The organism is Citrobacter sp. wls827, from assembly GCF_005280875.1.
GTDB classification, from domain to species: domain Bacteria; phylum Pseudomonadota; class Gammaproteobacteria; order Enterobacterales; family Enterobacteriaceae; genus Citrobacter; species Citrobacter youngae.
Genome location: NZ_SZWR01000027.1, coordinates 1 through 3993, shown reverse-complemented (window position 1 = coordinate 3993; position 3993 = coordinate 1). Strand labels below are relative to the sequence as shown.

General features: G+C 57.1%; 3 protein-coding genes. 1 reads left to right on the top strand and 2 read right to left on the bottom strand.

Annotated elements, in window-relative coordinates:
- Nucleotides 1–788 (top strand): sigma 54-interacting transcriptional regulator (locus tag FDX03_RS23775; protein ID WP_249357142.1); only part of this gene is annotated, 788 nt, incomplete at its 5' end.
- On the opposite strand, the gene purD is transcribed toward FDX03_RS23775, so the two are convergent.
- Together purD and purH are read right to left on the bottom strand one after the other, a co-directional pair.
- Nucleotides 785–2074, bottom strand: coding sequence for a phosphoribosylamine--glycine ligase (purD, locus tag FDX03_RS21170; RefSeq protein WP_137346543.1), 1290 nt, complete (start codon nt 2072–2074; stop codon nt 785–787). The genes FDX03_RS23775 and purD overlap by 4 nt on opposite strands.
- Before the next feature lie 15 nt (nt 2075–2089).
- Entirely contained in the window at nt 2090–3679 is a 1590-nt protein-coding gene (gene purH, locus FDX03_RS21165; protein ID WP_137346542.1) for a bifunctional phosphoribosylaminoimidazolecarboxamide formyltransferase/IMP cyclohydrolase, read from the bottom strand.
- Nucleotides 3680–3993 lie beyond the last annotated feature (314 nt).

The window sequence follows — 3993 nt, the reverse complement described above, 5'->3', positions numbered from 1 at the left end:
GGGCGCTGCATGCCTGCAGCGCCCGTCGCGATAAGCCGCTGGTGACGCTCAACTGCGCGGCGCTTAATGAATCGCTGCTGGAGTCCGAACTTTTTGGTCACGAGAAAGGGGCGTTTACCGGGGCGGATAAACGACGGGAAGGGCGCTTTGTGGAAGCCGATGGTGGCACGTTATTTCTTGATGAAATTGGCGATATCTCACCGCTGATGCAGGTGCGTCTGCTGCGGGCTATCCAGGAGCGGGAAGTACAGCGGGTTGGCAGCAACCAGACTATTGCGGTTGATGTCCGGCTGATAGCCGCTACGCATCGTGATCTGGCAGAGGAAGTCAGCGCCGGGCGCTTTCGTCAGGATCTCTATTATCGTCTGAACGTCGTCACCATTGAAATGCCAGCGCTGTGCCAGCGCCGGGAAGATATTCCGCTGTTAGCCGAACATTTTCTCCAGCGTTTTGCCGCGCGTAACCGTAAAGCGGTGAAAGGCTTTACTCCGCAGGCGATGGATCTGCTGATCCACTACGACTGGCCGGGCAATATTCGTGAGCTGGAAAATGCGATTGAGCGCTCGGTGGTGCTGCTGACGGGGGAATATATTTCCGAACGTGAACTGCCGATGGCGATTGCCGCGACGCCGATAAAAACGGAATTCAGTGGCGAGATCCAACCGCTGGTGGATGTCGAAAAGGAGGTGATTCTGGCGGCGCTTGAAAAAACGGGCGGCAATAAAACGGAAGCCGCCCGTCAGTTAGGCATTACGCGTAAAACGCTGCTGGCGAAAATTTCGCGTTAGCGTTGCTCGCGTTCAATGGCGCGCCAGCCGATGTCGTTACGGCTGAAGCTGCCATCCCAGCGGATGTCGGTCATCAGGGCGTAAGCGCGTTTCTGCGCTTCAGCCACGGTGTTACCCAGCGCGGTGGCGCACAGCACGCGACCGCCGTTGGTCAACACGCGATTGTCAGCAGACAGTTTGGTGCCCGCGTGGAACACTTTACCGTCAGCGACGTCTTCCAGCGGCAGACCGTGGATCTCATCGCCGGTATTGTAATTGCCCGGATAACCTCCGGCGGCAATGACCACACCCAGCGAGGCGCGTTCGTCCCACTCGGAGGTTTTCTCATCCAGCTTGCCGTCACAGGCGGCGAGGCAAAGATCCACCAGATCCGATTTCATGCGCAGCATGATCGGCTGGGTTTCCGGATCGCCGAAGCGGCAGTTAAACTCGATAACCTTCGGATTGCCCTGCTTATCGATCATCAGACCCGCATACAGGAAACCGGTGTAGGTGTTACCTTCCGCCGCCATGCCTTTTACGGTTGGCCAGATGATGCGTTCCATGGTGCGCTGGTGGACTTCATCGGTTACCACCGGCGCCGGGGAGTAAGCGCCCATCCCGCCGGTGTTCGGGCCGGTATCGCCGTTACCCACGCGTTTGTGGTCCTGGCTGGTGGCCATCGGCAGCACGTGCTCGCCGTCGACCATCACGATAAAGCTCGCTTCTTCGCCGTCGAGGAACTCTTCGATAACGATGCGGTGGCCCGCGTCGCCAAACGCGTTACCGGCCAGCATGTCATGCACGGCGGCTTCCGCTTCCTCCAGCGTCATCGCCACGATAACGCCTTTCCCGGCAGCCAGGCCATCGGCTTTGATAACGATCGGCGCGCCTTTCTCGCGCAGGTAAGCCAGCGCAGGTTCGATTTCGGTGAAGTTCTGGTACTCCGCCGTTGGGATCTGGTGGCGCGCGAGGAAATCTTTGGTGAAGGCTTTGGAGCCTTCCAGCTGCGCGGCACCTTCGGTTGGGCCGAAGATTTTCAGACCGGCGGCGCGGAAGGCATCAACCACGCCAATCACCAGCGGCGCTTCCGGGCCAACAATGGTCAGATCGATCTTCTCGTTCTGGGCAAAGCTCAGCAGCGCCGGGATATCGGTTACGCCGATGGCCACGTTTTGTAGCGTGGGTTCCAGCGCGGTGCCCGCGTTGCCCGGGGCGACAAATACCGTTTCGACTTTTGGCGACTGTGCCGCTTTCCAGGCGAGGGCGTGCTCGCGCCCGCCATTGCCAATCACTAATATTTTCATCGTCTGCTCCGTGGATTAATGGCGGAAGTGGCGCATGTCGGTGAATACCATCGCGATACCGTGCTCGTCTGCGGCGGCAATCACTTCGTCATCGCGGATTGAACCGCCCGGTTGGATCACGCAGGTTACGCCCGCGGCAGCAGCGGCATCAATCCCATCGCGGAACGGGAAGAAGGCGTCGGAAGCCATAGAGGAACCTTTCACTTCCAGACCTTCGTCGGCGGCTTTAATCCCGGCGATTTTGGCGGAGTAAACGCGGCTCATCTGGCCTGCGCCAATACCGATGGTCATATTGCCTTTGGCATAAACGATGGCGTTGGATTTAACGAACTTGGCGACCTTCCAGCAGAACAGCGCATCACGCAGCTCTTGCCCGGTCGGCTGGCGCTTGGTCACCACGCGCAGTTCACCTTCGTTCACCATACCGAGGTCACGATCCTGAACCAGCAGGCCGCCGTTAACGCGTTTGAAGTCCAGACCCGGCACACGCTGTGCCCACTGGCCGCAGGTCAGAACACGAACGTTCTGTTTGGCAGCGGTGATCTTCAGTGCGTCTTCGGTAGCCGATGGGGCGATGATCACTTCCACGAACTGGCGGGAGATGATCGCCTGCGCGGTTTCGGCATCCAGCTCGCGGTTAAAGGCGATGATGCCGCCGAATGCGGAGGTCGGGTCGGTTTTGTAAGCACGATCGTAAGCGTCAAGAATAGAGGTGCTTACTGCTACACCACACGGGTTCGCGTGTTTGACGATCACACAGGCTGGCTCGTTGAATTCTTTCACGCACTCCAGTGCCGCATCGGTATCAGCGATGTTGTTGTAGGAAAGCGCTTTACCCTGAACCTGCTGCGCGGTGGCAACGGACGCTTCTTTAACATTCTCTTCTATATAGAAGGCAGCCTGCTGGTGGCTGTTCTCGCCGTAGCGCATATCCTGCTTCTTAATGAAGTTCAGGTTCAGCGTACGCGGGAAGCGACCGGCGGCTTCTTTGCTTTCACCGTGGTAGGCCGGAACCATGCTGCCGAAGTAGTTGGCGATCATGCTGTCGTAAGCGGCAGTGTGTTCGAAGGCTTTAATCGCGAGATCGAAACGGGTGTCGAGGGTCAGAGAACCGTCGTTGGCATCCATCTCTTTAATAATGGCGTCGTAGTCGCTGCTCTTCACAACGATAGCTACATCTTTATGGTTCTTGGCAGCGGAGCGCACCATGGTCGGGCCGCCGATATCAATGTTCTCTACGGCATCTTCCAGAGAACATCCTTCGCGGGCGACGGTCTCGGCGAACGGATACAGGTTAACGACAACCATATCGATAGGAGCAATGTGGTGTTGTTCCATAATGGCATCATCCTGGCCGCGACGACCGAGGATGCCGCCGTGGACCTTCGGATGCAGGGTCTTCACGCGTCCATCCATCATTTCCGGGAAGCCGGTGTAATCGGAAACTTCGGTCACTGGCAGACCTTTCTCCGCTAACAGGCGCGCAGTGCCACCTGTAGACAGCAGCTCCACACCACGTGCGGAAAGTGCCTGAGCGAATTCGATGATACCGGCCTTGTCAGAAACACTGAGCAGAGCGCGGCGGACTGGACGACGTTGTTGCATGGTAAATCCCCTGGATTTGACTATTACAGAGAGCGTTAGGTGAATTCTTGGCTAAAAACTCAGCTAACGCCCCTTACGGGGCATCCTTGTTGTGCGGTGGCATTGTAACGAAAACGTTTGCGCAACGCTCGCGAATTTTTAATTTTCGATTTTGCCCCTCGTTTCGAGCGCTGAAGATCGTACATATACAGAAAGGATCGCAGAAGTAATGGGTGAGTTTGTGGATAACTCTGTGCGTAAATAGGTATAAGGCGGGGTTTTGCTGTGGAATGCAGCAGTCAGTCATTTTTCTGTCATTTAAGGGTTGCGGGCCA

Excerpts from the sequence above, each read along its gene's own strand:
- purD (WP_137346543.1), bottom strand. The coding sequence starts at position 2,074 with ATGAAAATATTAGTGATTGGCAATGGCGGGCGCGAGCACGCCCTCGCC.
- purH (WP_137346542.1), bottom strand. The coding sequence starts at position 3,679 with ATGCAACAACGTCGTCCAGTCCGCCGCGCTCTGCTCAGTGTTTCTGAC.